We start from the raw sequence: 26,435 nt of genomic DNA, 5'->3' as shown, positions 1-26,435 counted from the left end.
TTTGGGTCGCGATCAGGCCCCTTTGAGGGGCCCGCGACCCGTAAAGCCTCCGGCTCTGCCGGAGGATACTTACTTGTCTATTCTATAAATCCTTGCCGTTTCCACAGGCGTTCGCGGCGCTTGTCTTCCCGTTCGTGATCTCTGCGAAGTGGCTCGATAAGCGGAGTGGTATCACCGAACACGCCGCGCAGCCCGTCAATGTAGGCGTCAGTGCCACACTTCACAATGATGATCCGGCCATGGTCCTCCCGGATCATCAAATCTGTGCCTGGCTTCATGCCGAGTTTCCGCCGAATCGTCGCGGGAATGACGACTTCCGCTTCGGACCCACGGCGACGAATTCAGAGTTAAACTTCACAGCGCCCCAAAGAACTTCCGCATGCGCTCCAGGCCGCGGTCGATTTCGCCCGGCGAGGTCGGATAGGAAATGCGGATGTGCTGCGTCGTCCCGAAGGCCTCCCCTGGCACGGTGACCACCTCGGCCTCGCGCAGCAGACGCGCCGCAACCTCGCTGGCTGAGTTGATCCCCTTGCGTCCCAAGAACGCCGCCACGTTGGGATACGCGTAGAAGGCTCCGTTGGGCACGTTGCACTGGATGCCGGGAATGGCGCGCAGCCCTTCCACCATGCGGTCGCGCAGCCGGATGTACTCCTCGACCATCTCCTTGATGCACTGCTGCGGGCCATTCAGTGCCGCCACTGCCGCCTTCTGCACGATCGAAGTCGCGTTTGAAGTGGACTGGCTCTGCAGCTTCTGCATCGCCGACACCACGTCCTTGGGGGCGAGCGCGTAACCCAGCCGCCATCCGGTCATGGCGTACGTCTTTGACAGCGACCCGATAATGACCATGCGCTCTTTCGCCTCGGTCACCGCGCCCGCGGAAAAGCGCCGCCCGCTGTAATCGAGGTAGACATAGCACTCGTCGGCAATCACCCAGATGCCGCGCTCGCTGGCCATGCGCACGATGGCCTGGAAATCCTCCTGCGGCAGCACCGCGCCCGTCGGGCCTTGGTCCGCGGCGTGACCGCGCTTTCGATCATGGCCGGCGTGACCGAGAACCCCTTGTTCTCATCAGTTTCCACGAACACCGGCTCACCGCCCGCGTAGCGAATGATGTCCTTGAACGACACCCACGCCGGCACCGGCACGATCACCTCGTCGCGATGTTCCACCAGTACCTGGATGGCGTTGAACAGCGCGTGCTTGCCGCCAGTCGAGGCGATACACTCCTCGCGCTTGTACGCGGAGCCGAAATCCTGGGCGTGCCGCTTGACGATGGCGTCGCGCAGCTCGGCCGTGCCGCCCACCGGCGTGTACCGGGTGAAGTTGGCGTTGATGGCGGCGATGGCGGCATCCTTGATGTGCTGCGGCGTGTGGAAATGCGGCTCGCCCGCGCCAAAATCTACCAGGTCGGCGCCTGCCTGGCGCATGCGGTCGGCTTCATTCACCACCGCCAGCGTGGCGGAAATTTCGATGCGATTAATGCGCTCGGTAAGCGACGGTTTCACCTGCGTCACCGCTGACATTACTTCCTCCTTCCTCGCCTTGGGCGTTTTGGGGTTTTGCTTTCCTGATGACTGACGACGGAAGACCGAAGACCAGGGTTGCCGCCGTTGACTTTCTCGTGCAGTCTCGTTTCCACCAAATCGGGGATAAGCCCGTGCACCGAGCCGCCCAACTGCACGATCTCCTTCACCAGCCGCGAGCTGACGTAGGAATAGGTTTCCGCCGGCATCATGAACACGGTTTCCAGTCTGGGGTCAAGCTTGCGGTTCATCAGCGCCATCTGCAGCTCGTACTCGTAGTCGCTGATGGCGCGAATGCCGCGCAGCAGGGCCCGCGCACCCACGCGCATGGCGTAGTCCACCAGCAATCCGCCGAAGGTGTCCACGCGCACGTTATCAAATTGCTTGGTCAACGACTCCAGCATGGCGCGACGCTCGGCCAGCGAAAACAGCGCCGGCTCTTTCTCCGGGTTGTGCAGGAGGGCGACGATGAGCTCGTCAAAAATCTTGCTGCCGCGTTGGATGAGGTCGAGATGCCCGTTGGTCGGAGGATCAAACGTGCCCGGGTAAATGGCGATGACGTGCTTCAATTGGCCTCGGTGAACAAGATGTACATGAATGCCTACGCTTCGCGATGCAAAAGGTGGCTGATTATTCGAGCCAAAATTCTAAGCCTCCACGCATCTCCGGAGCAATCAAAAGCGCGCCGCCGGGAGCGCAATACGATGGGGTCCCAAACTGGAAAGTGTGGCACACGCGCCCCTCGCCTGTGCAGCGTGGCACGCAAGTAGCCGTCCACAGCGCGGTGGAAGGAACGGAAAAGCTACGCGAAGCCAAGGATCTCGAGGACCGCCAGTACGACCTCGTCTGCTTCTTCGATTGCCTGCACGAGAAAAGCCGCGCCTTCCTCTACTTCTTGATCGCGCCGCCCGTGGCCCTTGCGGCCACCACCGGCGGGACCGGCGCGTTGCGTCCGTCGGTCGGGACGCTGGCGGACGCCTTCTCCCCCGCACCGCCGATGTTCAGCGTCTTGCGCACCTCGGCCTCGATCTTGGCGGTGATGTCCTTGTTCTCCTTGAGGAACTGCTTGGCGTTCTCGCGGCCCTGTCCGATGCGCTCGCCCTTGTAGCTGAACCACGCGCCCGACTTCTCCACGATGTTGTGATTCGCGGCCAGGTCGAGCAGGTCGCCTTCCTTGGAAATGCCCTCGCCGTACATGATGTCGAACTCGGCCTCGCGGAACGGTGCCGCCACCTTGTTCTTCACGATCTTCACTTTGGTGCGCGAGCCCACCACCGCATCGCCTTCCTTGATGGCCGCGATGCGCCGGATATCAATGCGCATCGACGAATAGAACTTGAGCGCGCGCCCGCCGGTGGTGGTTTCCGGATTGCCGAACATGACGCCGATTTTCTCGCGAATCTGGTTGATGAAGATCAGGCAAGTACGCGACTTCGACACTGTCCCGGTCAGCTTGCGCAGTGCCTGCGACATCAGCCGCGCCTGTAGCCCCATGTGGCTATCGCCCATCTCGCCGTCGAGTTCGGCCTTGGGAACCAGCGCCGCCACCGAGTCCACCACCAGCACGTCAATCGCGCCCGAGCGCACCAGAGCCTCGGTGATCTCCAGCGCCTGCTCGCCGTAATCCGGCTGCGAGACCAGCAGGTTATCCACGTCCACGCCAAGCTTCTTGGCATACTGCGGATCGAGCGCGTGCTCGGCGTCCACGAACGCGGCCATGCCGCCGGTTTTCTGCGCCTCTGCGATCACCTGCAGCGCGATCGTCGTCTTGCCCGACGACTCCGGCCCAAAGATCTCCACCACGCGCCCGCGCGGCACGCCGCCCACGCCCAGCGCCGCGTCGAAGGAAATCGAGCCCGTGGATATCACCGCGATGGGGACAATCGCCTCCTTGGTGCCCAGCCGCATGATCGAGCCTTTGCCGAACTGCTTCTCGATTTGCGACATCGCCAGATCTAACGCCCGTGCTTTTTCATCCGCCATAAGTCCGCTCCGTATTGACGCCAATTGATGGGGAATAATGAGGACTCCGCAGGTTAACGCAGAAAGCCGCTCCGCAGCCCTGAAATTGTTGCCGCCCGCTGGCCACATTCCCGTTCTAAGGCTGGCCGATTATACTGCCGATCTTCCGTGTTAGCGAACAAAAAGCGAATCTCCACATTTGCTCCACGTGGAACATCTGAGCACGCCGGTCGCCCGCAGACTCCGTGTATATTGTTGCTGCCGCCGCAAGATGCGCTTTCTTTTCAAGGCCGGGCTGGCGATCTGCGTCATCGCACTGCTGCTGCTGGGCTTACGCTACGCGGGCCCGGCGCTGGTGATCAACGCTCCGCAGCGCTCCGACCTCATCATCGTCCTCGCCGGCGACACCGACGACCTCCGCTACTGGAAAGGCATCGAGCTGTTGCGCGCCGGCTACGCGCCCGGCATGCTGCTCGATGCGCGCAGCAACGCTATTGCTTATGGCCGCACTCCGGCGCAGATGGCCACGGAATTCGTGAGCCGCACCGCCGAAGGTCTCGCGGTCAAGGTTTGCCCCACCACCGGCGACTCGACGCGCCTGGAATTGCAGTCGGCAATCACCTGCTTTCAGCCGGGCTCCGCGCGCACGCTGATGATCGTGACCTCCGACTTCCACACCCGCCGCGCGCTTTCTGTCGCCCGCAAGTGCTATCCGCGCTACACCTGGACCGCCGCTGCTGCCGACAACGGGCTGCTGTCGGTGCCGCACTGGTGGACGGAGCGCACGATCGTGAAGAATGTTTTTCTGGAATGGCAGAAATTGCTGTGGTGGGAAATCGTTGAGCGGCACCAGTGATTCATGCGTCACAGGCGATCTTCAACCTGCAAGACATGCGATACCGTATTGATTAATCGTGCGGACGATTTATCATGTACCTATGGCGACGGTTCCCAAGAGACCAACATCTGCCACCGGGAGCATTGATCGCCTTGCGGCGGAAATCGCAAGGGAGGGTCAGAAGCGCCTCGCCAAGCTGCCCCCAGAAGAAAGAGCTGAGCGGCACAAGAAGATCATGAACTTGGCGGCCAGCGTTCGGCGCGCGCGGCGCGAAAGGCCTTAACCTTTTCGCCGATCTCCTCTTCAGAAAACTCTAACAAACGCATCAAATCCCGGAACTGCTGTTCTGTGCCGTGGCGGAACACCTCGCGCACAGCATCCTTCTCTTGCTTTTGTTGCCTCTCCGCCTCGATGTCAACGTGCCGTTTCCTCCCGCGGCTGCGCTCTTCGCGCAAAACGTCCTGCAGGTCGCGTTCCCGATCCTCCTTACTCATGACCCCTACCTTTGCAGCAAATCCACTGGCTGGCTCACGTCGTGCACGCGGATCAGAGCGCCCAGCGCCGGGTGCCTGCGAGCTACCGACTCATACATCTGGTAGGCCACGCGGCGATAGGAAAAATGCCCGCCCGGGCCGGTGCGCAGCTCGGCGATGTACACTGCCTCGGCAAAATCCATCTTGAACAGCGTGCGCTTGCGGTAGCCGAGCGGAATCAGGTATTGCGAACTGGCTCCGGCATCGTCGCGGCCGGCGCGCTGCAACTCACCGCGGACGTGCTCCACCGTTGCCGCCGCCCGCTGCATGGCCTCCGTGTAGCGCTCCTCCACTCCCGCGGCGCGCACATCGTCCGGCATGTCGAAGCCGTGCACGGCGGTGAACTCCTGTCCGATTTGCGTGCAGCGACGGTGCCGGTGCATGTCGCGGAAGCCGCCGATGTCCATCAGGATGTCGAAGCGGAATTTCTGCCCCGCATGAAACGCCCGCAGCATCTCATCGTGTTCCCCGCGATGCTTCACGCCAAGGTCAATGATTTCCTGCCGACGCTTCTCCTCCAGCGCCTCCACCCGCTCGCGAATCTGCCGGTACGGAAAATGGCAGTGCTCATACAGCAGCGTGGTCGCGAGCTCGGTTTCCAGCGGCTCGTCGTCCAGTAGGTCCACTGCCGGTGCCTGCGCGATGTCCGCGGCTGCCATTAACTCCACGGCCGCCTGGCGTAGTTCCTTCCGCGTTTCTGTCTCGTACGGATTCGCTTCCGCGTACTTCACCAGTGTCGGCGCGACACGCACCGGCTTGAGAATGTCCTCCCGAAGCTGCTTGGCCCATATCTCGTCGTACGCCTTGGCGTCCTCGATCAACTCGCGATAGCGCACTTCGTTGACGTTGTACGCCGGCTCCTTCGCCGCCTGCTTCAGTAACTCGCCCAAATGCCGAACTTCCGGGTGCGTGTGCGACAACAGGCGCGCGATCTGTGTTTCCAGCGTGCGCGCATTCACGATCTGTCCCACCGACGTGTTGGTTGCCAGCGGCAGCAGGTAGCGCGAAATGTCGAAGGCGCGCGCGCGCAGGGTCCGCTCGTACGCTTCCTGCTTCATGTCTGCGGGCCTGGGTGTCTTTGACGCAAGGTATCGCCACATGCTCTCCGACAAAGCCTCGTATTCCGTCATCAGCATGGCGATGGTGTCGCGATAGCGCAGTTCACACATTTCCAGGCCGGTGAAATCGGGGGCGAAGCATCCGCCGCGCTTGAAGTCCTGGTAACGGGTGGAGCGCTCCTGCCCATCCCAGCGCTGCTCATCCACCAGCGCCACCGCCGCCAGGATCGACAGCTTCTCCACCGCGATCGCGATGTGCGCCAGGTCGGCAATCGAGCGGTGGCCGTACTGAAAATAGAAAGTGTTGAGGAATTTTTCCGCTTTCTGTTCGTTGATCTCGCGCAGCGACTCCTTCATCGAGAGCGCCGAGCGCGAATACTTCGCCATGGCATAGGCCTGGACCTCGGGCTCGGCGCCGTACACGGCATAAACCTCGATCGCCGGACTTGCTCCAGCCCGGCTCGGCGGCGGTGGCAAATTATTTTCTTCGGACATGCGGCGGCATCATCGCAGGGTCAGGCGCGAGGCGCAACACGGATCTGAACATCACACCGCCAATGCATTTCCGATGTCGGCCTGAAACCAAAACGAATGCGGGGAATCTAATATTCCGATTGAAGGGAGGGCGTGAAGCCGGTTACCTTCGGAACTTCACGAGTCGCCGAAAATGCGGTACTCTGTTGCGGTCTTCTTACAGGGTGTTGTTCATTCCAATGAAACGGTGTAGCGCAATCATCGGGGGAATTTTGCTTTTCATCGCCGCCGCGGGAGCGCCGGCGCAGGATTCCACTGCCCGAGATTTTTACCTCGTGCGCGCAGCCAGCACGCATGCGCCGTACGGCGACGCTCCCGCCTTGGAGGACCGTAGCCTGTCCGAGCTCTCGCCTGCTCTGGACAACAACCTGGCGCCGAGGTTGCCGCGCATGTCGCCCGACCTGGCGCTGACCGCATATCTTGGTTTCGCCCAGCAGCAGCTCAAGGATCTCGGCGCCTACTCCGACGCCACCATCATCGAGGCCGACCTGCCTAGCTCGGCGCAGCACGGCAAGTTCGAACTGCGCCGCAGCTACCAGGCGCCGCGGACGCTGGCCTTTGCCGCCATGCACTTCGCCGGCGACGGCTTCGTGAAGACCAACATCATCGCCCGCCTGCTGCAGTCCGAAGTGGAGCGCGTGCAGAAGGGCGAAGGCGCGCTGACCGCCATCACCGCCGACAATTACAAGTACAGCTTCAAGGGCGTAGAGGTTCTCGACGGCCACCTCATGTACACCTACCAGGTCAAGCCGCGGCACAAGCGCATGGGGCTGTTCAAAGGGCGCATCCTGATTGACGCCGCCACCGGACGCCTGCGCCGTGCCGAAGGCGCGATGGTCAAGGCTCCCTCGTTGTTCGTGAAGAAAATCGAATTCGTGCAAGACTACGCCGACTTCGGCCCTTTCAGCCTGCCCACTCACGTCCATTCGGTGGCCCAGACTCGCCTGCTCGGACGCGCCGTGGTGGACGTCTACCACGAACGCTACGAAGCCAAGAGCATGGCCCAGGTGCAATCGGAAAGCGGCGCCTCCGGTTCCGCCGGCGCCGGCAGCGGCACCAACTGACGGTCAGCAACAGCTCGAATTGGAGCCTGGAGCGCGCATTGACGCTCCTCACCCCGCCATGTACCATCCCCACTTGCTTTACAGGCAGAATCGTCACCAGTAGACTTAGGAGTTTGTAAACTAGATGGTTGATTGAGCAGATGGAGGGCCGCCAGATGGCGCAGGTAGAAGAGAAGGTCAAACAGATCATTGTGGAACAGCTCGGTGTGGACGAGGCCGAAGTCACCTCCAACGCTTCCTTCGTGGACGACCTCGGCGCCGATTCGCTCGACACCGTAGAGCTGGTAATGGCGTTTGAAGAGGCGTTCGACATCGAGATCCCTGACGAGGACGCGGAAAAGATCCGCACCGTGCAGGACGCCGTGGACTACATCGGCAAGAACGCCAAGGTCAGCAAGCAGTAGCACGCCTGCAAGCTGCGATGTTCGTGCGCTAGGTCTAGGCGTTTGTCGGTCTCTGGCCGTTGCTGTTCGACAGACCGATAGGCCGGCGAGCCTTGAAGAATGAATATTCCATCAACTCTCACCTGATCGCGGGGAGCACGTAATTTGGGGCGCAGGGTCGTAGTCACCGGCATCGGTCTTCTCTGCGGGACCGGCAACACCACCGAGGAAGTCTGGCGCAACCTGCTGGCCGGCAAGAGCGGCGTGGAGAAAATCCAGCAGTTCGACGCCTCGCAGTTTGCCTCCCAGATTGCCGGCGAAGTCCGCAACTTCGACCCGCTGCAGTTCATCGAGAAAAAACAAGTCAAGAAAATGGGGCGCTTCATCCACTTCGCCATCGCCGTGTCGGATGAGGCCATCAAGAGCTCGGGCTTGCAGATCTCGCAGGAAAACGCGAACCGCGTCGGCGTCCACATCGGCAGCGGCATCGGCGGATTCGACGTCATCGAGCGCGAACACAGGAACCTGCTCGAGGGCGGCCCGCGCAAGATCTCGCCCTTCTTCATTCCGGGCGCCATCGCCAACCTCGCTGCGGGACACGTCAGCATCCGCTACAACGCCAGGGGGCCGAACGAGTGCACCTCCACCGCCTGCACTTCCAGCGCGCACTCCATCGGCGACGCCTTCAAGATCATCGCCCGCTGCGACGCCGACGTCATGATTGCGGGCGGCGCCGAGGCTGCTATTACTCCCATGGGCGTCGGCGGCTTTGCTGCCATGCGCGCCCTCTCCACCCGCAATGACGATCCGGAAAAGGCCAGCCGTCCCTGGGACAAGGGACGCGACGGCTTCGTCATCGGAGAAGGCGCCGGCATCCTGATCCTGGAAGAGCTGGAGCACGCCCGCAATCGCGGCGCGAGGATTCTGGCGGAAATTGTCGGCTATGGCATGAGCGCCGACGCCAACCACATCACCCAGCCGGCGCCCGAGGGCGAGGGCGGCTATCGCGTAATGGTGAACGCGCTCAACGACGCCAGGATCCGTCCCGAGCAGGTCGGCTACATCAACGCCCACGGCACTTCCACCGACATGGGCGACCGCCTCGAAACCCTGGCCATCAAGCGTGCCTTCGGCGACCACGCCTACAAGCTCGCCGTCAGCTCCACCAAGTCGAGCACCGGCCATCTTCTGGGCGGGGCCGGCGGACTGGAAGCCGGCATCACGGTGCTCGCCCTGCGCGATCAGATGCTCCCGCCGACCATCAATCTGGAAGATCCCGACGAGGGTTGCGACCTCGACTACATCCCGCTGCACGCGCGCCAGGCCAATTTCGAATTCGCCGTCTCGAATTCCTTCGGCTTCGGCGGCACCAACGGCTGCCTCGTCTTCCGCCGCTGGACCGATTAGCCTTCACAGCTCCAACTCCCAAGTCTCATCCACCAGCTTCCTGCCGAAACTGGGATTGCGCTGCGCCGACACCAGCCGGAATCCGGCCTGCTGGTAGAGTCGCCGTGCCGCGCGCAGGTTTGTGTGCGTCCACAACGTCATCTTCCCGTACCCCGCCTGGCGCGCGAACGCAATGCACTCCCGAATCAGCGCCGACCCAATGCCCAAGCCCCTGGCCGAAGGCTCCACCAGCAGCAACCGCAGCTTGGCCACGCGCGGTGATTTCCTTACCAACATCACCGACCCCACCGGCGCGCCGTTCGTCTCCGCAATCCAGCAGCGCTCTTTGGCCGGGTCGTGGCAGCGTAGAAAATCCGCCACCACCTGCGCCACCACGCCCTCGAACTGGTCGTTGTAACCCTCTTCTTCCGCGTACAGCGCGCCATGGCGAGAGACAACCCACCCCATCTCGCCGGGACGAGGCGGGCACAGCACAAACGTCGGACGTTGGCGCTTCTCCATGCTCGTGACTCCTGCAGGCCGTATACCTTACAGCATCAGGTCGTCAGTCTGGAGCACACGTGCCCCTGGTGGCTCGTGCCTTGAGCCTCCGCCAAAGAAAAACGCGCAGCCCATGCGAGCTGCGCGCAATTTTTCTACTGTGACGCGGACGAAGACATGGCGCCGCCGCCGGCACTTACTTGCAGGTAGTGTCGATGTGTTTCAGGTTGGTGACTTCGAGGCTCTTGTCTTTCCCGCTTCCCGACCACTTGCCAGTCAGTTCCACGGTATGTCCGGCATGGGCCTTCACCTTGTCCGCGGGCCCGACCTTTATAACCTTCTTGTTGCTGGTAAGGGTGTAGCTGCCGCTGGCATCTGGTTGCGCGCTCAGGCAGCCCGTCATGGTCGCTTCCTTCTTCGACTTTGCCTGGCTGGATTCGTCCGACCTTGGATCGTACACCGCGGATGGGTCGTACTGAGCCATGGTGGTCAGGGTGAACGCCAAGACCATCGCCAGCAGCACTGACAGTTTCTTCATAGTCCTCTCCTTAACGTTTCTAACGACACGGGCACAAGGATACCTACGTCCGAATAGATGCTCCAGCACTGTCCGCGGTTACGAGCCGCCGAGCCGGCTCGGCCGGAGTACATTACGCAAAACGGGTTGCCAAATACGCCACCACACGCCAGAATACCGCTTCATCTTTTGAGGGCTGAGGAATCCCCGAAATGGAAAATGCCGCGGGTGTCTCCCCGAAGCAGACCTCTGCCGTAGCCGCGCTGGCCGGCGTGGACGCCGTTTCCGCGGGTGTCCTTCACGAATGCTTCCGCCAGTTTGGTATCGACACCGTCGCCATCGCCGCCCAGGACACCCCCCGGTTGGCACACGAGCGCTTCGACGCCTGCGTGCTTCCCCTCGACGATCGCGCCGCGCAGGTGCTGGCCACCGTCCGCCAGTCGCCGGACAACACGCACTCAGTCATCTACGCCATCTGCGGCAGTTTGCCGGAAGCCATTCGCTTCTCCGCCTACGGGATCAATGCCCTCTTCCTGTACCCCGTGGAGCGCGACGCGGCCCTGCGCGTCATCCGCACCACCCACCTCATGGTGCTGCATGAACTGCGACGCTACGTGCGCGTCCCGCTCGTCTCCGGCGTGATGGTTGAGACCGGCACCGAGAAGGTTTCCGCCAGCACCGTCGAGATCAGCTCCGGCGGCTTGTGCCTGCACACCCAGGCCCGCCTCGGGGTGCCGCAGTCCGTGGAGGTGAACATGCAGCTTCCCGGCGCCGGCGAACTGTCGCTGAGCGCGGTGGTGTGCTGGATGCGCCGCGAGGAGGAACTCGCCGGCCTGCGCTTCGAGCCCGGCGACCCGCGCCGCGCCCAATTGCGCCAGTGGATTGAAGATTACCTCGGCGAGGATTGATCCTTTCCCATGCCCAACACGGTTCAACTGGAAAACGTCGGCAAGTCCTATGACCACTTCGTGGCCGTGGACGCGCTCTCCCTCGAAATCCGCGCCGGCAGCGTCTATGGCCTGCTTGGTCCCAACGGCGCCGGCAAGACCAGCACGATCCGCATGATGATCGGCATCACCGTGCCTGACTCCGGCGCCATTTGCCTCTTCGGCGAACCGTTCAGCCGCGCCCACCTCGCGCGCGTCGGCTACCTGCCGGAAGAACGCGGGCTGTACAAGCGCATGAAGCTCCTCGAACACCTCGTCTTTCTTGCCGAGCTCAAGGGCGTGTCCGCGGCCGACGCGGCGCGCAAAGCCACTTGGTGGTGCGAGCGCTTCGAACTCGGCCCCTGGATGGGAAAAAAGATCGAAGAGCTCTCCAAGGGCATGCAGCAAAAGGTGCAGTTCATCGCCACCCTGCTGCACGATCCTGAACTGCTCATCCTGGACGAGCCTTTCGCCGGCCTCGATCCCGCCAACGCCGTCGCCCTCAAGGACGTGCTGCTGGAGCAGAAGCAGGCCGGCAAGACCATCCTCTTCTCCACCCACCGCATGGACCAGGTCGAGCGCCTGTGCGATTCCATCTGCCTGATTGACCACGGTAAGGCCGTGCTCCAGGGCGACCTCAAGCAGATCAAGGGGACATTTGGCCGCCACGACGTGCAACTGGAATACGAGGGCGAGGATAACTTTCTCGGCAACGCCGCGCTGGTGCAGTCCTTCAACAACTACGGCAACTACGTCGAAGTGCGTCTCAAGCCCGGCGCCGACCCGCAGGACCTGCTGCGCATGGCGGCCGCGCGCGCGCGGGTCAACAAGTTCGAACTGATGGAGCCCTCGCTGGAAGCAATCTTTCTGGAAGTCGTGGGGAGGCGCGATGCGTAACACCTGGCTCATTCTCCGGCGCGAGTACCTGGAGCGCGTGCGCACCAAGTCGTTCATCGTCTCCACCCTGCTGCTCCCGGCGGTGATGATCGCCCTCATGGTCCTGCCCAGCAAGCTGGCGATGCTCAAGGCCTCGGGCACCAAGCGCCTCGCCGTCGTCTGTGCCAACACCGACTTCGCCCGCGCCGTCCAGTCGCAACTGGAAGCCAAGAAACGAGACAGCGACCAGCTCGATTCTTCTCCGCGCTACCAGGTCGAAATCGTCTCCACCCCCGATGAAGCGGCGCGCGCTGCGCTCAAGGACCGCATCAGCGCCGGCACCCTCGACGCCTATCTCTGGCTCAGCGACGACGCGCTCGCCTCGCGCAAGATTTCCTACGTCGCGCGCGACACCAGCGACTTCATTGAAGTCGCGACCTTGCAGAGCGTCCTCAAGACTGCGCTCTTCCGCCAGGAACTGCGCTCCCGCGGCGTTACCGCCGGAGACGCCGATAAGCTCATGCGCGGTGTGGACCTGGACGCGGTCACCATCAAGGGCGGGCAGGAAAAACACGCCGGTGGCCCACTGCAGTTCGTCAGCGCCATCGTGCTGGTCATGATGCTCTACGTGACGCTCATCCTCTACGGCGTCGCCGTGATGCGCTCGGTGCTGGAGGAGAAGACTTCGCGTGTCATGGAGGTCGTGCTTTCCTCGGCGACGGCAAAAGAACTGATGGCCGGAAAAATTCTCGGCGTTGGGGCAGTCGGCCTCACCCAGATCGCGGTGTGGGTGATCCTGGGCCTGGCCGCCACCACGCCGGGACTGCTCGCCGCCCGCAGCCAGCTTGCCGAGATCAATCTCTCGCCCGCCGCGCTGCCCGCCTTCGCCGTCTTCTTCGTCCTCGGCTTCCTGCTGTATAGCGCGCTCTACGCGGCGCTGGGCGCCATGGTCAACTCCGAGCAGGAGGCGCAGCAGTGGCAATTCCTGGTCATCATGCCGATCATCATTCCTGTCATGATGATGACCTACGTCATCCGCCAGCCCAACGCCCCGCTCTCCCTGTGGATGTCGCTCGTGCCCTTCTTCGCGCCCATCCTGATGTACATCCGCGTGGTGGTGCAGACGCCACCGCTGTGGCAGATCGGCGTGTGCATCGCGCTGCTGCTGCTGACGCTGTGGGGTGTGGTGGCACTGTGCTCTCGCATCTACCGCGTTGGCATCCTCATGTACGGCAAGAAGCCCACGCTGCCGGAAATCGTGAAGTGGGTACGCTACGCGTGAGACAATTTGTAATGGGTAATTTGTAATTTGCAATTTCATCGGAATTGCCGATGACGCGGTCATCCGTGCGCGGGCGGAAAATTACAAATTACAAATTGCAGATTACAAATGCTCTCTTCCGCCACGTCGCCGGAATCCGCAACGCACTTTACATTTGCGCAACGCCTCGCCCTCGCGTTCGTTACTGCCGCCGGCTCGCTCCTGGTACGACTCATTGGTCCTACGCTGCGCTACACCGTCTCCCTGGAGGAAGGCGCGACGGAGTGGATGCAACCCGCGATTTATGTTTTCTGGCACCGCTGCGTCATCCCCGCGCTCTATCGCTACCGGGGGCGCGAAATTGTCGTTATGACCAGCAGCAGCTTCGACGGCGAATACATCGCGCGCATCATCGAAAGATTCGGCTTCCGCGCGGTGCGCGGCTCCTCCACCCGCGGAGGCATGCGCGCCCTGCTCGGCATGCACACCGAGATCGAAGCCGGACGCTCCGTGGCCTTTACCATCGACGGCCCGCTGGGGCCGCGCTACGTCGCTAAGCCCGGGCCGGTGCTGCTGGCGCGCAACACCCGCGTGCCCATCCTCGCCTTCCACTGCGCCGTCGAGCGCGCCTGGGTGCTGAATTCCTGGGACCGCTTCATGATTCCCCAGCCGTTCTCCCGCGTCATGGTTCGTTTCAGCCGCGCGCTGAACGTGCCGCCGGAGGCCGACGGCGCCGGCCTCGACGCCTACCACCAGGAAATGCAGGTGGCCCTCGACAGGGTACGCGAGTCCGCCGAAACCGCTTTCGCACAGAACAGCGCAGGTGTGTAACGCGTGCTAAGGAGGGTCTTATCAACTCCGATTCCTTGAAGGGGACGGTCTTCCGGCCGTCCGTAAATGCCGCAGAATGTGTACGGCTTTAGTCGCTGCGAGACTGCCAACGGGCTTGATCGGAGCTTCCTAAGCGCTGTTCAATCCGCAGGGGGATTCTGGTTTACAATTCCCCAAGCTCGACTGAGCCACGCGGCTTCGTCTAACCACCAGCGATCGGAAAGAAATGAAGATCGAGATCGTTCACTGCCCGACGTGACAGAACAACAATGTCATGGTCGCGAGGCTCGTGTCCCTCATCAAGCAGCGCTTCAACATTGAAGCCGTGACTACGCCTGGCAAGACCGGTCAGTTCGAGGTGATCGCTGACGGCGAGAGGATTGCCGAGCGCGGTGGGAATTGGTTCACACGGCGCTTTGGCGCCGGCTATCCCGATCTCGATAGAGTAGTCCAGCAGATCGAGAAGCACCGCGCGAATGACGCAGCTCGATAAGCGGCAGACATTGACATAACCTAAAATCGACCATAGAGTCTTACCCCTCACGCTCTCGCGTGACGTTCTTTGACAACCTTGGTTCGCGTGCACGGGAAGCGGGTGAAAAACCCGCGCTGCCGCGCAACTGTAAGCGACGCTGTTGGTCGGCGCTGCCACTGTCGCACCAGCGATGGGAAGGCGGCCCGGAGTTTCAAGTTTCCGTTTCAGTTTCAGCCGAGACAACTGAAACAGAAACTGAAACTGAAACTGTTTTGTCGCAAGCCAGGAGACCGGCGCGAACTGCAACCACTGACCCCTTTCGCGTGAAAAGGAGCATGGTCTATGCGCTGTCTCCGTTTTGTACTTCCCCTGTTGCTGCTGGTCGCCAGCGGCTCTGCCTCCGAGCTGAAAATCAGGGTCACTGATCCGCAATCCGCGGTGGTCGCGGGTGCGCGGGTCACGCTCTACTCCCCAAACAGTTCGACTGCGGTCGCGGTGCGCACCACGAACGCCGAAGGAACGTGCGCATTCAGCGGTCTGAGCGCGAGCGCGTATCGCGTGGAGGTGCTCGCGCCCGGATTTGCGCCTGCCACGGCAACTGCTTCGGTCATGCAGGAAGTGGAAATGACGGTGAAGCTGTCGCTGCCGAAAGCGGCGGAAACCGTGGTGGTCAGCGCCGAACGGACGCCGCTGCCCAGTGCGGACATAGGTTCCGACACATCGTTACTCGGTCCCGACGCGCTGAAGTCCATGCAGCCGGTGAGCGCGATTGACACGCTGCGCTTTCTGCCCGGAGCGATCATCTCCGCCAACGGTCGCCGAGGAGGATTGTCATCGCTGTTCGTGCGCGGCGGCGACTCGCGCTACAACAAGGTGATTGTTGATGGCGTCGCGGTGAACGATCCCGGAGGAACGTTCGACTTCGGCGTCGTTCCCATGTATCAGGTGGACAGGCTGGAATTCGTGCGCGGCGCGGAAAGCACGCTGTACGGTTCCGACGCCATGACCAGCGTGATCCAGACCTGGACTGCGACGGGAACTACGCGCGTGCCGGAGTTGCGCTTCGGAGCCGAAGGCGGAACGTTTCAGACGGCACGCGGATACGCGTCGTTGGCAGGCGCGCGCGGACGCTTCGACTACAACCTGTTCGGCGAGCAGTTCAACACGCAGGGACAGGGAATCAACGACCAGTATTCGAGTTCGCTGCAAGGCGCGAATGTCGGCGTGCAGATCGCGCCGCGCGCGGCGTTGCGGATGCGCACGCGGCATTTCACCGACCGCAGTGGCGTGCAGGGTTTCTGGAACTTCAACGGCCAGCCGCTGGTGCCGCCCGACACTGACGCGCGCGCGCGGCAGAACAACTTCCTGGCAAGCGCGCAGTTGACGCTCGCCGGCCCATCGCGCTGGCAGCACCGCTTCAGCGGCTTCGAGTACCATCACCGGCGCTCGGTGGTGGACACCTTCATCGACCCGGGACGCGTTTCGCCGGCGTTCGGCAACTTCGATTTCCCGTTCTCCGATTTCGCCAATCTCAACCGCGCTGGCTTCGACTACCAGGGCGATTACGAGGCGCGAAGCTGGGCTCGGACCACGGTCGGCTATCACTTCGAGGACGAGAACGGCTGGGTCGGCGATCTGACCTTGCCGCCGCTCGGCCACGGCCTGCGGCGCAACCACGCGGTCTTCGGGCAGGAGGTCTTCCGCTGGAATCGCGTATCGGTGATTGCGGGCGCGCGCTTCGAGCACAACGAAAGCTTCGGCAATCGCGGCCTGCCGCGAATTGCGGTGAGCGTGCTGGCGCTGAAAGGCGGAGAGATTTTCTCCGGCACGCGGCTGCGCTTCGCCTACGGCACGGGAATCAAGGAGCCGCGGCTGGAGGAATCGTTCGGCGTCGGCGGATTTGGGATCATTCCCAATCCCAAGCTCACGGCCGAGGAGAACCGCTCGCTGGAGGCAGGCGTGCAGCAGAGCTTTGTCGGCGGCAAGTACTGGCTGGGCGCGACCTACTTCAACAACCGCTTCACCAACCAGATCGAATTCAACTTCGATCCGGCGACCTTCGTCAGCCAGTATCAGAACATCAACCGCGCGCTGGCGCACGGGTCGGAGGTGGAGTTTCGGGCGCGGCCATGGTCGCGGGTCACCATCGATGCTTCCTACACTTACACATCCACCCAGATTCTGAGCGCGCCGCTGGCGTTCGATCGGCTGTTGAGCGCAGGCGCTCCACTGCTGCGCCGTCCCAAGCACGCGGGATCGCTGCTGGCGGCGTACACGTCGCTCCGCTGGGGTGGCGACCTGGGCGTGACGGCGCTTGGACGTCGCGCCGATTCTGATTTCCTCGGGCTGCTGCCCCCGGTGACGCACTCGGCGGGATACGCGCGCGCAGACTTCGGTGTGTGGCACGCGATCAGCAGCCGCGTGACCGCGTATGTGAATGTCGAGAACGCGCTCAACCGGCACTACGAGGAAGCGGCGGGATTTCCGGCGTTGCGCATGAACTTTCGTGCGGGAATGAGGTTTCGCGTCGGTGGGGAGTGAAGGCGGATCGCCACGGATGAACGCGGATCGGAAAAACCTAATCAGGTGATCCGTGCAGGGAATCCGTGGTTAACTTTCCTGTAGTTCCACCTCGTCCACGACGCCGATGACGCTCATGTCAATGGGCGAGTTGGGACGGCCGGCGGCGGTCATGGCACTGTAGCCCTCCAGCACCACCAGGACGCGGTCGCCGACGCCGGCGTCGACTGTGTCAAGCGCGAGGATGGGCTCTCCACGGGCGGAGTCGTCGAGCGCCAGCGGTTGCACCAGCAGGATCTTGCGGCCTTCGTGAGAGCGATGCTTGCGGGTGGCAACAACTTCGCCCAGCACGCGTCCGATGATCATCGGCGGCCTCGCTTGTGCGCGGGGGCAGGATGCTCGCGCCGATTGGGCGCCGGCGCTGCGGTCGAAGGCGATGCGCTCGAAGCCGGACCGACGGCGGTGCAGGCCGGACCCGCCGCGGAGGCCGCAGACGCCGGCGGAGTATCGGAGCGGCCCGTGATTTCATCCACGATACCAACGATGCTGGCGTCGCTGACCACCTCGTGATCGAAGGCGAGGGCGGCTTCGCGGCCGCGGCACCAGTACACGGTTTCCCCCTCGCCGGCGCCGACGGCGTCAATGCCGACCAGGGTTCTGCCGCGCGGCACGCCGTCCTTGTTCACCGGTTGCAGCAGCAGGAGCTTACGGCCCTCAAGCGTTGGGTACTTGACGGTGCAAACGACGGTGCCGATAACTCTAGCTAACATCATGAGAGTGGTCGCGAGTTTCCAGTTTCTGGTTTCCAGTTTCTGGTGGAGACGCGCTCGCGAGCGCGCTCCAACGCTGAGTTAGTGCTGCTGCCATGACGAATTGGCGGATGCGTTGCATCGTTCAACTAGTGTCTCGACTTGGCAGCCATGGCGGCGGTGCGCTTGCTGTTGGACGAGGAGTCCGATTCGCTTTCCAGGCGAACCTCGTCCACGATGCCGACCACGGCGCTGTCCACCGGCGAATCCTTGCCGCCGGCCATCCGCGCCGAAGAGCCGCTGACCAGCAGCACCGTTTCCTGAACCCCGGCGCCGACGGTGTCTACGGCGACCACGTAGCCGCCGTCAACGGTGCCATCGGGCGCGACCGGCCGGCAGACTAGCAGCTTGCGTCCCTGCAGGCGGTCGTCCTTGCGCGTGGCGACTACGGTGCCTACTACGCGTGCGAGAAGCATGATCGACATCCTTGGTGCGGCCAACCGCGCCGCAGCAATTTGGTAATTTAGTGATTTGTGATTGAGGGATTGTGCGTGGGCTTTCGGATCCCGGCAATCACTCCATCACTAAATCACCTAATCGCCAAATCCTCTATGCTCCGGCCTTGGCGGTGATGACGCGACCGATGGGTAGCACGTCTTCCAGGCTGGCATGCGGACGCGGGATCACGTGCACGGCAATCAGTTCGCCGACCCGGCGGGCGGCGGCGGCGCCGGCGTCGGTGGCGGCCTTGACGGCAGCGACGTCGCCGCGCACGATGGCGGTGACGTAGCCGGAGCCGATCTTCTCCCAGCCCACCAGCGTGACCTTGGCAGCCTTTACCATGGCGTCAGAGGCTTCGATCATCGCCACCAGGCCGCGCGTTTCAATCATTCCTAATGCTTCACCCATTGTCGGTCTCCAGGTATGAATCGTTAGTTAGTGCCGTGGCCATTGGCGGTTAGCCAAGGGCCGGCAAAGAAAGCGGAATGTTATGCGTCTGAGCGCCAAATTCCAACCCCAAAAGTCAGCCGCCTGAAGTCAATGGCGGGTTTCCTACCACCGGCGCTTGCCGGTCTGGCGCAGCGCGTCTTCCACGATGGCGGCGAGTTCTTCGCGCGTGACCGTGATCTTGCCGCCTCCCTCCTGCGGCTTGGACGTTTCAGTTCCCCTGGCGGGCGTAGGCGCTCCCGGCGATGATGCCGTAACCGGGCACGAAGGCGCCTTCGGCGGCCCGGTGAGGCCGTAGCGCTCGCGGGCATCAATGAGCTTGCCGACTTCGTCCTGGGTCAAGAGTTGCTGGCGGCCAAGCAGGTGCGTGACCAGTGCGATTTGCGCGAAGTGCTCGACGGTTTCCATTTTCATGTAGGCGCGCGTGAGGTCGTCGCCGTAGGTGACTACGCCGTGGTTGGCCATGAGGATGGCGTCATACTGCGGGACCAGCGGCTCCAGGGCCTGTACCAGTTCGGGGGTGCCCGGCGTGGCGTAGCGCGCCAGCGGAATGCAGCCGAGCGAGAGCACGATTTCCGAGACCAGCGCCTGGTTCAGCGGCAGTCCGGCGGCGGCGTATCCGGTGGCCGTGGGCGGATGCGCGTGCACGATCCCGTGCGCGTCCGGACGGTGAGAGTAGATCAGCAGGTGCATGCCGATCTCACTGGATACCTGGCGGTGGCCGGTGACGCGCTTCCCTTGCATGTCCACGACGACCAGGTCCTCGGGCTCCAACATGCCCTTGCTCATGCCCGTGGGAGTGGAGAGGATAGTTTCGTGGTCGAGGCGGACGGAGAGATTGCCGTCGGTGGCGGCGACGTAGCCGCGCTGGTGGAGCATGCGGCCCAAGCGCACAATGTCTTCGCGGTTTTGGCGTTCGCTCTTCATTAACTACACATGTAGTATACAAACTCTGCGCGGCCCGAGCATGGTACGACGGGCGCTTGGGGATTGGCAACTCCGGGTCGATCGGTCAGTCAGTCTTTCGGTTGATCGGTCTTTCGCAGCGGGGAGCGACTGACTGAAAGACTGAAAGGCTGATAGACCGAAAGACTGATCGACCGGTTTTCGATTAAAACTTACCTGTGCTCGTATCTGATTTCGATTACCACCTTCCGGATGAGTTGATTGCGCAGGAGCCGCTGGCGGACCGGGCGGCGTCACGCATGCTGCACCTGGTGCGAGAGACCGGGAAGCTGGAGGACCGCGGGTTCCGCGAGTTTCCTGACCTGCTGCGGGCGAACGACCTGGTGGTGTTCAACAACACGCGAGTATTCCCAGCGCGCTTGCATGGGCGACGCAGCGGGGCGAGATCGCAGCCGGTGGGCAAATGGAACCCGGCGGCAAGGGAGCACCTCCGCGGAAGGGTGGAGGCGCTGCTGGTCAGGCCGTCGATGGCCGATGGCCGATGGTCGATGGCGGAAAACGAAAATTGGTCGACCGTCGGCGGTCGATGGTCGACGGCGGAGAGTCCGCTGGTCTGGAGTGCGCTGGTGAGGCCAGGTAGAAAGATCGGCGTGGGGGAGAAGTTGTTCTTTGGCGAGAAGGATGAGTTGCGGGCGGAGGTGATGGGGCGCGGGGAGTTTGGCGAGCGGACGCTGCGGTTCGAGCCGGTAGGGGATTTCTTTGCCGTGGTGGAGCGGATTGGGCATGTGCCGTTGCCTCCGTATATCGCGAGGCCAGATGAGCCGGCAGATCGCACACGATATCAGACAGTTTATGCGCGCGCGCCAGGATCGGTGGCGGCGCCGACGGCGGGGCTGCACTTCACGCCGGAAATTCTGGAGCGCATGCGGGCGCGGGGAATTGAGGCGGCCGAGATCACGCTGCATGTCGGGCTGGGGACGTTTCAGCCGGTGCATGTGGAAAACGTGGAGGAGCACAAGCTACATCGCGAGTGGTACCGGATTCCGCAGGAGACGGCGGCTGCGATCAATCGGGCGGTGGAGGCGGGGCGACGCGTGGTGGCGGTCGGGACGACGACGGTCAGGACGTTGGAGTATGCGGCATTGAGGAGTCAGAAGTCAGGAACCGGGAGTCCGAAGGTTCAAGCCGGCGCGGGTGAGGCGGACGTGTTCATCTATCCGGGATTTCAGTTTCGGGTAGTGGGGGCGATGTTGACGAATTTTCATCTGCCGAAGTCCACGCTGCTGATGATGGTGAGTGCGTTTGCGGGGCGGGAGTTTGTGCGGTTGGCGTATCGGCACGCGGTCGAGCGGAAGTACCGGTTTTATTCCTATGGCGACTGTATGTTCGTCGAGTGAGCGCGCGGCCTAACTAAAGACCCGGCAACTTGGCTCGGACGCGTCAACCCGCACGCCCAATCGGGCGTCCGATGGCGGGAGCTTCCGCGGTCAGGATGACAAGAGTGGGTGCGCATGATCGCCGGGCGAGCATCGAAATGCTCCAAGGGCCTAATTTCCTTGGCCGTCATAGAACCTGAGCGCTGGTAAAATGATCTTCATGCAGATCGGCCGTTTTCATCGCCGCGCCGCCCAGTCCGGCTACATCTTGATGGCGATTCTGTTCCTCATGGCCCTGCTGGTCATCGGTCTGCTGGCCACGGCGCCCGCCGTCAAGACCCAGATCCAGCGCGACCGGGAAGAGGAAATGATCCACCGCGGTGCGCAGTACTCCCGCGCCATCAAGAAATACTTCAGGAAGTTCGGGCGCTATCCCGGCTCCATCGACCAACTGAAGGAGACCAATACCATCCGCTTCCTGCGCAAGGAATACAAGGATCCGATGTCTCCTGACGGCAAGTGGCGCATGTTGCACGTTGGCGACGTGCAGCTCGGCACGACTTCTAACTTCGGTACGCCGGTCTCCGCCATGAGCTCGCTGGGCGGTACTTCGCCCAGCGCCGGCCAGTCCGTGCCCAGCAGCGGCGTCGTCATCGGGGTGGCAAGCCTCAGCGAGAAGCAAGGTCTGCACCAGTTTAACGAGAAGACCCACTACAACGAATGGTACTTCGTTTATGACCCGACCCTTGATCGTGGCGGCCTGATCAACGGTCCTTACACCGGCAAGACCTTCGGAACTGCCGGCGTCCTCGGCACTCCCGGCGCTCCTCAGGGCCAGCAGCCGTCCGGCGCGTTCGGCCCGCCTTCGTCCTTGGGCCAACCTTCTTCCTTCAGCCAGCCCTCGTCGTTCGGCCAGCCGAGCCCTTCACCGCAACAGCCCCGCAACCCGCGCTGAAGCAAACAAGGGAGCCCATCTACGCTCAGCTCACGCGAACCCCTGTGGCGGCTGTCAGGCGTGTGTGCCGGATGGAGAAGTTTGTCTCGATACCATTCATCTCAATTCCATTTCGGCACGGGGACGTGTATACAGGTTGTTCTTCCGCTCCATTCGCAGGAGAGGCGCTTGGCAGCCTTAGAATCCGAGCTACGTCGTCAGCACGAACGCGTCAGTGTCACTGGTCCCGCGGCGTTAAGCGCAGACGGCCATACGATTGGTGCCACGATCAAGGACGTCAGCCTAGGGGGAGTGTTCCTGTTCAGTGACGCTCCGTTCAGCGAGGGCGCCGAGGTTGAAATCGTCCTCATGCTCCCCAAGGAACTCGGGCTGGAATGCAACAGAATGGTGCGCTGCCACGGCAGGGTTGTGCGCGTGGAGGGAGCTGCAGGCCAGTTTGGCATCGCTGCACAAATCGAGCGAATCGTCGATCTGCCCAAGGGAGCGCCTGGTTCGGCTGAGTAACAAGACGGCAGCGCTGAGGTTGGCCAAGAGATTCCAGCGTCGATTTTGCTAAACCAAGCGCACGGCCATGCAGGTGATGTCGTCGTGCTGGCTGGCTTGGCCGGCGAAGGTGCGCAACTCCTGCATAAGGCAATCCACCAGGCCTTGCGCGCTCTTGGCGGCGCAACGCTGCACGAGCGGAAGCAGGCGGCCTTCGTCGTATTCTTCACCACGCTCGTTGACCGCCTCGACCACGCCGTCGGTGAAGATTACCAGCATATCGCCCCGCCGCAGCACGGTGCTGCCGCACTCGTACGGACGATCATTTTGAATGCCGAGGGGAATGCCGCCAACGTCGAGGCGCTCCAGCGAACCGGAGGCGCGCCACAACAGGGGCGCGTTGTGCCCGGCGTTGGTATAGATCAACTCGCCGGTGGAGGGATTCAGGCGCGCCAGGAACGCGGTGGTAAAGCGCTGGCCGCCGAGGCTGTTCGCGCAGGCGTAACGGTTGAGGCCGCGTACCAGTTCGGGCAGGGAGCGCGCGGTGGTGGCGAGCGTGCGCAGGCTGGCCTGCAACGTCGCCATCAGCAGTGCCGCCGGTAGGCTCTTGCCAGCTACGTCGGCGACGGCCAGCAGAACCTCCTGAGCGGCGTCGTCCGACTCCATTGGCAGGACATCGTAATAATCGCCGGCGACAGTATTGGCGGGGCGCGAAACAAACGCGACATCCAGGCCGGCGATTTGCGGCGGCGTTGCGGGGACCAGCCAGTGCTGTATTTCACGCGCGATTTCCAGGTCGCGTTTCATGGTCACGCGGTCGGCAATCTCCAGCACCAGCAGCAAAAGCAGCAGCGCGCCGCCCCAGAATGCCAGGCTGCCTCCGCTAACGTCGACTCCCTTGTCGGAAACCTGGAATACGATCACGGGAGTCACCAGGAACACCACAGCGACCAGCAGAATTACGCGGCGGGCGGGCGAGAGCTTCATCACCACGGCCCAGAAGAATTGCTTGGTGAGAGCCCAGTACCGCTGGCCGCGCCGGAGACCTTCCACGTCGCCACGTTTGAATTCGCGTGAGTACAGGCCGTAGCTGGTGCGCGCCTCGTGCACGAACTGCGACCAAAGCTGGTTGAGTTCCAGACCCTCGCTGACTTGGGCCCAGAAATCCCGGGCGCGCTGCCGGAAGCGCGGCGGCGGGGGAGGTGGCGGGGTGTGCGGGGCAGTGGCGGTAGAACCCATTCTGCTGATTATAGATATCGGGGGGCGAAGGTGCGGCCGGTGGGCCCGGCAAAAGGGCTTGCGGCGGCGCGTCCGGGCTGTTATGCTAACTAACCAGTTAGTTAAATAAGAGAAGCCTGATGCCGAGCAAATCGAAACCGCTGGGCACGCGCGGGCAGCCGGAGCAGACGCGGGCCGCCATTCTCAATGCTGCCATCCTTGAGTTTGCGCACGAGGGCGCGGCGGGGGCGCGGACGGACGCCATTGCGCGCGCCGCCAAGGTCAACAAGGCGCTGCTCTACTACTACTTCAAGGACAAGGAGACGCTTTACGGGGCGGCACTTGACGAGGTGTTCGTCGGGCTGACGAAGCGGATTGCGGAAGTGCTGGCGCGCGAATTGCCGCCGCGGGAGAAGATCCGCCAGTTCGTGGGCGCGCACTTCGATTTCATCGCCGGCCATCCCGCCTACCCGCGCATGGTGCAGCGGGAGATGATGCGCAGCGGGCGCAAGGGTTCGCCGCACCTCAGGCGGATTGTCGAGCGCTATCTGCGGCCGACGTTTGCGCGCTTGCGCGAGGTAATGCTGGAGGGAATCGCGCGCGGAGAAATTCGTGAGCTGAATCCCATGGACGTGGTGCCCTCGCTGATCGCCCTCAACATCTTTTATTTCAGCTCGATTCCGATGATGCGGCTGCTGATGCCCGGCATGGATCCGACGGCGCCGGAGCAGGTGGCGCGGAAGCGGGCGGCGGTGCTGGACTTCATCTCGGCCGCGATTTTCACATCCAATACCCAGGAGGGAAGCCGATGAAAGGCCGGCGCTTTGGCATTCTTCTGCTGATCATCCTGGCGGCGGCGATCGGCTACTACTTCCTGACCGCGAACCGCAACCGGGGGCTGGTGCTGATCGGGACGGTGGACGCGAACCAGGTAATCGTGAGCTCGAAAATCCAGGGCCGGATCGAAAAGCTGACGGTCGACGAAGGTACGCCGGTGAAAGAGGGAGACCTGGTGGCGGTGCTCGATTCCGCCGAACTGGAGGCGCAAAAGCGCGCGGCGGAAAACGTGATCTCCGGGCTGCGTTCGCAGGTGACGGGAACGCGCGCGACGGAGATGGTCACGCGGGGATCAACCTCGAGCGACGTGCTCAACGCGCGAGCACGGCTGCAATCGGTAAGGAGCCAGCTGGTAATGGCCGAGGCCAACCTGGAACAGACATCCAGCGATAGCCAGCGTACCGTGTCCCTGGCGGATCAAGGCGTTGCTTCCCGGCAGGACCGCGACCGCGCCGTGGCCGCGCTGAAAGCCGCCACGGCGAATGTGCAATCGCTGCGCGACCAGGTCCGGGCTGCCGAAGCCGACTTGGCATCCGCCGAGGCGCGTCTGCACCAGACACGAGCGGCGGAGAGCACGGTGGCGTCAACCCGCGCCCAGGTGCTGAACGCGCAGGCCCAGCTCGCCGAGGCGGAGACGCGGCTGGGGTACACGCGGATCGTGGCGCCGATCACGGGCGTGGTTTCGCTGCGGGCGGCGCGGCAGGGCGAGGTGGTCAACCCGGGGGGGCCGATCATCACCATCATGGACCTGAACGACACCTGGGTGCGGGCGGCGGTGCCGGAGACCTACGCCGACAGAATCGCGCTCGGCGACACGCTCGAGGTGCGCATGCCGGGCGGAACGCTGATCCCGGGAAAAGTGATTTTCAAGAGCACCGAGGGGGATTTCGCGACCCAGCGCGACGTGAGCCGAAGCAAGCGCGATATCAAGACAGTGGCCTTGAAGCTGCGCATTGACAACCAGGGGATGAAGTACGCGACCGGCATGACCGCCGAGGTGCTGGTGCCGGCGGCGAAATTGAATGCGACCGTGCAAGGCTCGGCCGCAGGCCAGGGAAAATGATCAGCAACACCAAGCCGAACGGTGGAACGCAGCCCGCGGCGGGGGCGCCGCCGGCGATCGCGGTGGAGCGCATCACTAAGAAATACGGCGACTTCACGGCGGTGGACGGCGTGTCGTTTTCGGTCGCCGAGGGGGAAATCTTCGGGCTGCTGGGACCGAACGGAGCGGGCAAGTCCACGCTGATCCGCATGATGACCACGCTGATCGAGATCACCGCCGGGAAAGCGTTCGTCGCCGGGCACGATGTGAGCAAAGAACCGGACGCGGCGCGGCGTTCGATCGGGGTGATCCCGCAGGCGATGACCAGCGACGTGGATTTGACGGTGGAGGAGAACCTCAGCATTTACGCCAAGCTGTACGGTGTGCCGCGCGAGCAGCGCGAGCGCGCCATCGCCAAACTGCTGGCCGACGTGGAATTGACCAAGTGGCGGACGGCGCAGACCAAGACGCTGTCGGGCGGCATGAGGCGGCGGCTGGAAGTCGCGCGCGGGCTGGTACACAGCCCCAAGATCTTCTTTCTCGACGAGCCGACCACGGGGCTGGACCCGGTGTCGCGGGTCGCGGTGTGGGAGATGCTGACCAAGATCAAGGAAGAACGACGCCTCACGATGCTGATTACAACGCACTACATGGACGAAGCGGACCGCTTGTGCGACCGCATCGCGATCGTCGATCACGGAAAGCTGGTGGCGCTGGACACGCCGCTGAA

The 26,435-nt window shown here is 62.9% G+C and carries 29 protein-coding genes, 1 pseudogene and 1 riboswitch; of the genes and pseudogenes, 15 read left to right on the top strand and 15 right to left on the bottom strand.

All coding sequences use genetic code 11. The features are described 5' to 3' along the window. Nucleotides 1-77: 77 nt before the first annotated feature. The 4 genes and pseudogenes from LAN64_03695 to recA all read right to left on the bottom strand — a co-directional run bounded on the left by LAN64_03695 (nucleotide 78) and on the right by recA (nucleotide 3,509). A complete protein-coding gene (locus tag LAN64_03695; protein ID MBZ5566934.1) occupies nucleotides 78-278 on the bottom strand; it encodes a hypothetical protein in 201 nt (66 codons plus the stop codon). Nucleotides 279-354: 76 nt separating this feature from the next. After that, nucleotides 355-1,526 (bottom strand): annotated as a pseudogene (locus tag LAN64_03690) (pyridoxal phosphate-dependent aminotransferase). Then, the gene (gene coaD / locus LAN64_03685; protein MBZ5566933.1) at nucleotides 1,526-2,095 is read right to left on the bottom strand and encodes a pantetheine-phosphate adenylyltransferase; all 570 of its coding nucleotides are present in this window, start codon (nucleotides 2,093-2,095) and stop codon (nucleotides 1,526-1,528) included. Before coaD ends, LAN64_03690 begins: the two are co-directional and overlap by 1 nt. A gap of 319 nt (nucleotides 2,096-2,414) precedes the next feature. After that, nucleotides 2,415-3,509, bottom strand: a complete 1,095-nt coding sequence (recA, locus tag LAN64_03680; GenBank protein MBZ5566932.1) for a recombinase RecA — start codon at nucleotides 3,507-3,509, stop codon at nucleotides 2,415-2,417. Nucleotides 3,510-3,759: 250 nt separating this feature from the next. On the opposite strand from recA, the gene LAN64_03675 reads away from it, so the two are divergent. Further along, nucleotides 3,760-4,344 (top strand): YdcF family protein, encoded by a 585-nt coding sequence (locus tag LAN64_03675; GenBank protein ID MBZ5566931.1) that lies wholly within the window; start codon nucleotides 3,760-3,762, stop codon nucleotides 4,342-4,344. Nucleotides 4,345-4,559: 215 nt separating this feature from the next. Here the strand turns inward: LAN64_03675 and LAN64_03670 are convergent, their stop codons facing one another. After that, nucleotides 4,560-4,781: a hypothetical protein gene (locus LAN64_03670; protein MBZ5566930.1), complete on the bottom strand. Its 222-nt coding sequence runs from the start codon at nucleotides 4,779-4,781 to the stop codon at nucleotides 4,560-4,562. Nucleotides 4,782-4,825: 44 nt separating this feature from the next. Beyond that, a complete protein-coding gene (locus LAN64_03665) occupies nucleotides 4,826-6,412 on the bottom strand; it encodes an FAD-dependent thymidylate synthase (GenBank protein ID MBZ5566929.1) in 1,587 nt (528 codons plus the stop codon). Between the two features lie 218 nt (nucleotides 6,413-6,630). Between LAN64_03665 and LAN64_03660 the strand changes: the two genes are divergently transcribed. The 3 genes from LAN64_03660 to fabF all read left to right on the top strand — a co-directional run bounded on the left by LAN64_03660 (nucleotide 6,631) and on the right by fabF (nucleotide 9,305). Next, on the top strand, nucleotides 6,631-7,515 hold the full coding sequence (locus tag LAN64_03660; GenBank protein MBZ5566928.1) for a hypothetical protein: 885 nt from the start codon (nucleotides 6,631-6,633) through the stop codon (nucleotides 7,513-7,515). Between the two features lie 155 nt (nucleotides 7,516-7,670). Continuing rightward, entirely contained in the window at nucleotides 7,671-7,919 is a 249-nt protein-coding gene (gene acpP, locus LAN64_03655; GenBank protein ID MBZ5566927.1) for an acyl carrier protein, read from the top strand. Nucleotides 7,920-8,063: 144 nt separating this feature from the next. Beyond that, on the top strand, nucleotides 8,064-9,305 hold the full coding sequence (gene fabF / locus LAN64_03650; protein MBZ5566926.1) for a beta-ketoacyl-ACP synthase II: 1,242 nt from the start codon (nucleotides 8,064-8,066) through the stop codon (nucleotides 9,303-9,305). Between the two features lie 3 nt (nucleotides 9,306-9,308). On the opposite strand, the gene LAN64_03645 is transcribed toward fabF, so the two are convergent. Next, nucleotides 9,309-9,806 (bottom strand): GNAT family N-acetyltransferase, encoded by a 498-nt coding sequence (locus tag LAN64_03645; GenBank protein MBZ5566925.1) that lies wholly within the window; start codon nucleotides 9,804-9,806, stop codon nucleotides 9,309-9,311. A 175-nt stretch (nucleotides 9,807-9,981) separates the two neighbouring features. Further along, entirely contained in the window at nucleotides 9,982-10,323 is a 342-nt protein-coding gene (locus LAN64_03640; GenBank protein MBZ5566924.1) for a hypothetical protein, read from the bottom strand. A gap of 191 nt (nucleotides 10,324-10,514) precedes the next feature. On the opposite strand from LAN64_03640, the gene LAN64_03635 reads away from it, so the two are divergent. The 4 genes from LAN64_03635 (at nucleotide 10,515) to LAN64_03620 (ending at nucleotide 14,196) form a co-directional block, all read left to right on the top strand. Next, nucleotides 10,515-11,210 (top strand): PilZ domain-containing protein, encoded by a 696-nt coding sequence (locus LAN64_03635; protein MBZ5566923.1) that lies wholly within the window; start codon nucleotides 10,515-10,517, stop codon nucleotides 11,208-11,210. 9 nt (nucleotides 11,211-11,219) lie between these two features. Then, on the top strand, nucleotides 11,220-12,125 hold the full coding sequence (locus tag LAN64_03630; GenBank protein ID MBZ5566922.1) for an ATP-binding cassette domain-containing protein: 906 nt from the start codon (nucleotides 11,220-11,222) through the stop codon (nucleotides 12,123-12,125). After that, nucleotides 12,118-13,386: an ABC transporter permease gene (locus LAN64_03625; protein MBZ5566921.1), complete on the top strand. Its 1,269-nt coding sequence runs from the start codon at nucleotides 12,118-12,120 to the stop codon at nucleotides 13,384-13,386. The genes LAN64_03630 and LAN64_03625 overlap by 8 nt, the downstream gene beginning before the upstream one ends. A gap of 108 nt (nucleotides 13,387-13,494) precedes the next feature. Then, nucleotides 13,495-14,196 (top strand): lysophospholipid acyltransferase family protein, encoded by a 702-nt coding sequence (locus LAN64_03620; protein ID MBZ5566920.1) that lies wholly within the window; start codon nucleotides 13,495-13,497, stop codon nucleotides 14,194-14,196. A gap of 202 nt (nucleotides 14,197-14,398) precedes the next feature. Here LAN64_03620 and LAN64_03615 read toward each other — a convergent pair whose 3' ends face one another. Then, complete coding sequence (locus tag LAN64_03615; protein ID MBZ5566919.1) at nucleotides 14,399-14,740, bottom strand: hypothetical protein; 342 nt, start codon at nucleotides 14,738-14,740, stop codon at nucleotides 14,399-14,401. Further along, a riboswitch (cobalamin riboswitch) is annotated at nucleotides 14,730-14,985 on the top strand. (Overlaps the previous gene by 11 nt.) A 28-nt stretch (nucleotides 14,986-15,013) precedes the next feature. Here LAN64_03615 and LAN64_03610 point away from each other — a divergent pair. After that, on the top strand, nucleotides 15,014-17,212 hold the full coding sequence (locus LAN64_03610; GenBank protein MBZ5566918.1) for a TonB-dependent receptor: 2,199 nt from the start codon (nucleotides 15,014-15,016) through the stop codon (nucleotides 17,210-17,212). Nucleotides 17,213-17,281: 69 nt separating this feature from the next. Here LAN64_03610 and LAN64_03605 read toward each other — a convergent pair whose 3' ends face one another. The 5 genes from LAN64_03605 to LAN64_03585 form a co-directional block, all read right to left on the bottom strand. Beyond that, the gene (locus LAN64_03605; GenBank protein ID MBZ5566917.1) at nucleotides 17,282-17,557 is read right to left on the bottom strand and encodes a EutN/CcmL family microcompartment protein; all 276 of its coding nucleotides are present in this window, start codon (nucleotides 17,555-17,557) and stop codon (nucleotides 17,282-17,284) included. After that, a complete protein-coding gene (locus tag LAN64_03600) occupies nucleotides 17,554-17,964 on the bottom strand; it encodes a EutN/CcmL family microcompartment protein (GenBank protein MBZ5566916.1) in 411 nt (136 codons plus the stop codon). The genes LAN64_03605 and LAN64_03600 overlap by 4 nt, the downstream gene beginning before the upstream one ends. Nucleotides 17,965-18,089: 125 nt before the next feature. Further along, the gene (locus LAN64_03595) at nucleotides 18,090-18,416 is read right to left on the bottom strand and encodes a EutN/CcmL family microcompartment protein (GenBank protein ID MBZ5566915.1); all 327 of its coding nucleotides are present in this window, start codon (nucleotides 18,414-18,416) and stop codon (nucleotides 18,090-18,092) included. Nucleotides 18,417-18,549: 133 nt separating this feature from the next. Further along, nucleotides 18,550-18,849: an ethanolamine utilization microcompartment protein EutM gene (eutM, locus tag LAN64_03590; protein ID MBZ5566914.1), complete on the bottom strand. Its 300-nt coding sequence runs from the start codon at nucleotides 18,847-18,849 to the stop codon at nucleotides 18,550-18,552. A gap of 144 nt (nucleotides 18,850-18,993) precedes the next feature. Further along, the gene (locus tag LAN64_03585; protein ID MBZ5566913.1) at nucleotides 18,994-19,815 is read right to left on the bottom strand and encodes a class II aldolase/adducin family protein; all 822 of its coding nucleotides are present in this window, start codon (nucleotides 19,813-19,815) and stop codon (nucleotides 18,994-18,996) included. A 197-nt stretch (nucleotides 19,816-20,012) separates the two neighbouring features. Here LAN64_03585 and queA point away from each other — a divergent pair, with 197 nt between their 5' ends. From queA to LAN64_03570, 3 genes are all read left to right on the top strand, one after another. Further along, a complete protein-coding gene (gene queA, locus LAN64_03580; GenBank protein ID MBZ5566912.1) occupies nucleotides 20,013-21,191 on the top strand; it encodes a tRNA preQ1(34) S-adenosylmethionine ribosyltransferase-isomerase QueA in 1,179 nt (392 codons plus the stop codon). A gap of 190 nt (nucleotides 21,192-21,381) precedes the next feature. Further along, on the top strand, nucleotides 21,382-22,125 hold the full coding sequence (locus LAN64_03575) for a hypothetical protein (protein ID MBZ5566911.1): 744 nt from the start codon (nucleotides 21,382-21,384) through the stop codon (nucleotides 22,123-22,125). A 168-nt stretch (nucleotides 22,126-22,293) separates the two neighbouring features. Beyond that, nucleotides 22,294-22,629 carry a PilZ domain-containing protein gene (locus LAN64_03570; GenBank protein MBZ5566910.1) on the top strand — a complete coding sequence of 112 codons (336 nt, stop codon included), beginning with the start codon at nucleotides 22,294-22,296 and terminating at the stop codon, nucleotides 22,627-22,629. 48 nt (nucleotides 22,630-22,677) lie between these two features. Here LAN64_03570 and LAN64_03565 read toward each other — a convergent pair whose 3' ends face one another. Beyond that, nucleotides 22,678-23,847, bottom strand: coding sequence for a PP2C family protein-serine/threonine phosphatase (locus tag LAN64_03565; protein MBZ5566909.1), 1,170 nt, complete (start codon nucleotides 23,845-23,847; stop codon nucleotides 22,678-22,680). 119 nt (nucleotides 23,848-23,966) lie between these two features. On the opposite strand from LAN64_03565, the gene LAN64_03560 reads away from it, so the two are divergent. The 3 genes from LAN64_03560 to LAN64_03550 form a co-directional block, all read left to right on the top strand. Then, nucleotides 23,967-24,638 (top strand): TetR family transcriptional regulator, encoded by a 672-nt coding sequence (locus LAN64_03560; protein ID MBZ5566908.1) that lies wholly within the window; start codon nucleotides 23,967-23,969, stop codon nucleotides 24,636-24,638. After that, complete coding sequence (locus LAN64_03555; GenBank protein ID MBZ5566907.1) at nucleotides 24,635-25,726, top strand: efflux RND transporter periplasmic adaptor subunit; 1,092 nt, start codon at nucleotides 24,635-24,637, stop codon at nucleotides 25,724-25,726. The genes LAN64_03560 and LAN64_03555 overlap by 4 nt, the downstream gene beginning before the upstream one ends. Next, nucleotides 25,723-26,435, top strand: a 713-nt coding sequence (locus tag LAN64_03550; GenBank protein MBZ5566906.1) for an ATP-binding cassette domain-containing protein, incomplete at its 3' end; no start/stop codon positions are given. The genes LAN64_03555 and LAN64_03550, both read left to right, overlap by 4 nt.

It is taken from the genome of Terriglobia bacterium, assembly GCA_020073185.1.
Classification (GTDB): Bacteria; Acidobacteriota; Terriglobia; order Terriglobales; family Acidobacteriaceae; genus JAIQGF01.
The sequence above is the reverse complement of the archived record's forward strand: the minus strand, read 5'-3'. Positions and strand labels throughout refer to the sequence as shown.